The 3,197-nt window shown below is 60.8% G+C and carries 2 protein-coding genes and 1 pseudogene; all 3 read right to left on the bottom strand.

Going from position 1 to position 3,197, the window contains the following annotated elements:
• A pseudogene (locus GTGU_RS03920) lies at positions 1-1,354 on the bottom strand (ABC transporter permease family protein); the annotation flags it as partial.
• On the bottom strand, positions 1,327-2,499 hold the full coding sequence (locus tag GTGU_RS03915; RefSeq protein ID WP_038154383.1) for an ABC transporter substrate-binding protein: 1,173 nt from the start codon (positions 2,497-2,499) through the stop codon (positions 1,327-1,329). The gene GTGU_RS03915 and the pseudogene GTGU_RS03920, both read right to left, overlap by 28 nt.
• Before the next feature lie 9 nt (positions 2,500-2,508).
• Positions 2,509-3,183: a TVP38/TMEM64 family protein gene (locus tag GTGU_RS03910; RefSeq protein WP_038154382.1), complete on the bottom strand. Its 675-nt coding sequence runs from the start codon at positions 3,181-3,183 to the stop codon at positions 2,509-2,511.
• Positions 3,184-3,197 lie beyond the last annotated feature (14 nt).

Below are 3,197 nucleotides of genomic sequence, written 5' to 3'. Positions count from 1 at the left end.
GGTCGGTAAATATTGAGCAATGCTGACTGAGAAACCTACCGCCAGTGCGGCAAGTAACGTGCGCAGCAACAGCGGGCATTTAATCCACAGAAAAATTTTCCCCTGCGGCCAGCCGAGTGTACGGGCGATCAGCAACAGACGCGGGTCAATGCGCTGCCACGCCGGGCGCAGAACAAACAGCATCCACGGGATCACCCACAGCAGATGCCCCCAGAATACCGCGAAGATTGTGCCGTCGAGCCAGGCGCTTAGCGTGAGATGATATTGCCCGGCCACCAGCGGCAGCGCTGGCAAAAGTAGTGGCAGCCAGAGTAATGGCGTAAGACGCGCCAGTCCCCATTCCAGCCACAGCAGGCACAACACTGCGCCTGTCAGTGCTGTCAGCGTCGCGAGGGTAAGGCTGTTCTGCAGACTCTCGTTGTCAGGGAGGCGGGAATTGTGCAAGCAACAGTAATACCAGCGCGCACAGCAGACCGCTGAACGGAAGCAGGGCGGTGAGACCGCGACCCGGCGAGATCACCTGGCACGGGTGGCGGTGACCGTGAAAATCAGGTACCCCGCGTTGCCAGAGTCGCCAGAAACCCCGGCCCAATAAGAGAAACGCAACCAGCAATAACAGCAGAATCAGGCATGCCAGCGCGCCTTTTGCCTGTTGCGATGGAGAGCCCTGGTTGAGCCATGTCCAGGCGAGTACCGCCAGCGTCGGTGGGTTACCCGGCCCTAAAATCAATGCCACATCTACCGCTGACAGCGTCCAGGCGGTGGTGGCGACGAGCACCAGCCCGAGCGCGGGGGCGATGGCTGGCAGGATCAGATACCACAAACACTGCCAGCAGCTGTAACCCTGGCTTTTCAGTACCAGCGTTTGCTGCGCCAGCCGGGTTTCGCCGAGAACGCCGTACATCGCCCAGAGAATAAACCCGCTCTCTTTGACCGCCAGCGTCAGCCCCAGCCCGACGCCATAGTGATCAACCAGCGGAACGCAGATACGGCAGACCTGAAACAGCCAGCCGCCTTCGGCAAACAGCAGCAAGGCGCTGGTGGCAAAGGCAACATGCGGCACCGCCAGCAGCAACGGCAGGCGTGAAACCAGCGTTTGCCAGCGCTTCCCCGGCCAGCGTACGGCGATGGCGGTCAGGGCCAGCGCAAGCGCGCCGAAAACCGCAATCCCCGTTGAGACCAGCGTGGCGGCGAGCGCCTGCCAGAGTTGCGTGTCAGCGAACAGTGCCTGCCAGTGGTCAGGCGACAGCGCAGGTTCCGCCATCAGCTTCAGCGCAGGCAGCAGCGGCGCATAGATGGCCGCCATAACCCCGACGACCAGCAGCGTCAGTGCGTACCGTAACGGCGTAGCCATTCCTGCTCCAGCGCATTCACCCACAGCGCATGCGGCTCTGCCAGCACCGGCGGCGCATGTGGCGGCAGGCGAGACGCCAGCACCTTACGCTGTGCTTGCGGCAATTTTTGTGGGTCGAGTACCGAAGGATCGCCCCAGATCGCCGGGTCGGATTTTCGTAACTGCGCCTCCGGCGACAGCAGGAAATTCGCCACCACCTGCGCACCTGCCGCCGCACTGGTGTTTTTGGGGATAGTCACAAAATGCACGTTGCCAATCATGCCGTCACGAAAGCCAAAACTGTAGCTGTCCTTCGGCAGCTCGCCGCTGGCGATTTTCTGCTGTGCATGCATGGGGTTGAAGGCAAGTGAAAGCCGGAGCGTGCCTTGCGCCAGCATCTGATCCGTTCGTGCGGGCGAGGCCGGGAAATCGCGGCCGTCACGCCATAAATACGGATGGAGTTTGTCGAGATAAGCCCAAAGTGACGCCGTCACACGTGCGAACGTCGCAGGCTGCGGAGGCTTTTTCAGTGCGGCGGGATCGTCGGTCAGTGCTATCAGCAACTGTTCGAGAAACGCAGTCGCGGTAAAGTCGGGTGGACGGGGATATGTCACCGTGCCAGGGTGCTCAGCGGCAAACTGCAACAGTGCAGCAGGGGAATCAGGTGGCGTCGGGGTTTCCCCCTGCCGGGCGATAAAAGTCAGTTGCGCACTGCCCCAGGGTGATTCCGCACCTTCCACCGGCACCGAGAAATCTTCACGCACAGGTTTTTTCGTGTCGACATAGCGCCAGTTCGGCAGCGTTTCTGCCCAACCGGTACGCACCAGACCAGCCTCTTTCAGCGTGCGGAAGTTTTCGCCATTCACCCACAACAAATCGACGGAACCGCGAGTTTTGCGTCCCGCCTGCGCTTCGGCCTGAATGCGTTTGACGCTGTCCGCCGCATCAGCAATCGGCACAATGCGCAGATCAATGGCGTAATCGCGCTTTACTTCGCCACGCACCCAGTCGAGGTAGCGGTTAACCGCAGGATCACCGCCCCACGCGTTGAACCAGACCGTCTGGCCCTGTGCTTCTTGTTTGACAGCCTGCCAGTTGTTGGCAGCCAGTGAATGGCCTGCCAACAGCAGACCGAGGGAGAAGAGACAATAACGCACACGGCGCATAATGCATCCTTACTGTTGAATAAAGCGCGCCATCAGCTTGCGGGAGATCAGCGGCAACAGGCCGATCAGCGCGAAGGCCAACAGCATCGCGGGAGAGAGAATATCCTGTAACGTATTCAGTTGTCCGAGTTGTCGCCCGGCATTTACATACACCACCGTGGCGGGGAGCATGCCGAGCTGGCTGACCCACCAGTAACGGGCCACGCCAATGCGCGTCACTCCGGTCAGCAGGTTGACCAGAAAAAAGGGAAACAGCGGCATCAGGCGCAGGGCGAAAAGATAAAATGCCCCGTCGCGCGCCATGCCCGCATTGATTGTATTCATCTGCCCCGGAAAGCGCTGCGTAACGCCGTCAGCCAGCAGATAACGGCTGGCCAGCATTGCCAGCGTCGCGCCTGCGGTGGAGGCAAAAGAAACGACGATGAGCGCCAGCCAGAAGGGAAAGAGCGAACCACCGAGCAGCGTCAACAGGGCCGCGCCGGGAATCGATAACGCCGAGACCAGCACGTAGAGCAAAAAATAGAGCGCCACGCCCGCCAGCGGATGCCGGCTCAACCCTTCGGCAAGGGCGGCGTGGGAGTGCTGCAGCGCATTAAGGGATAGCAGGCTGCGGGGCATCAGGGCGATCCCCGCAGCGATACAGGCCAACAGAACGACCAGCAGCAGGACTTTGCGACGGTTCAACGGCGTTTATTTCC

Origin of the sequence: Trabulsiella guamensis ATCC 49490, assembly GCF_000734965.1 — a bacterium.
GTDB lineage: Bacteria > Pseudomonadota > Gammaproteobacteria > Enterobacterales > Enterobacteriaceae > Trabulsiella > Trabulsiella guamensis.
Note: the sequence above shows the minus strand (reverse complement) of the source record. Positions and strands in the feature narration are given on the sequence as shown.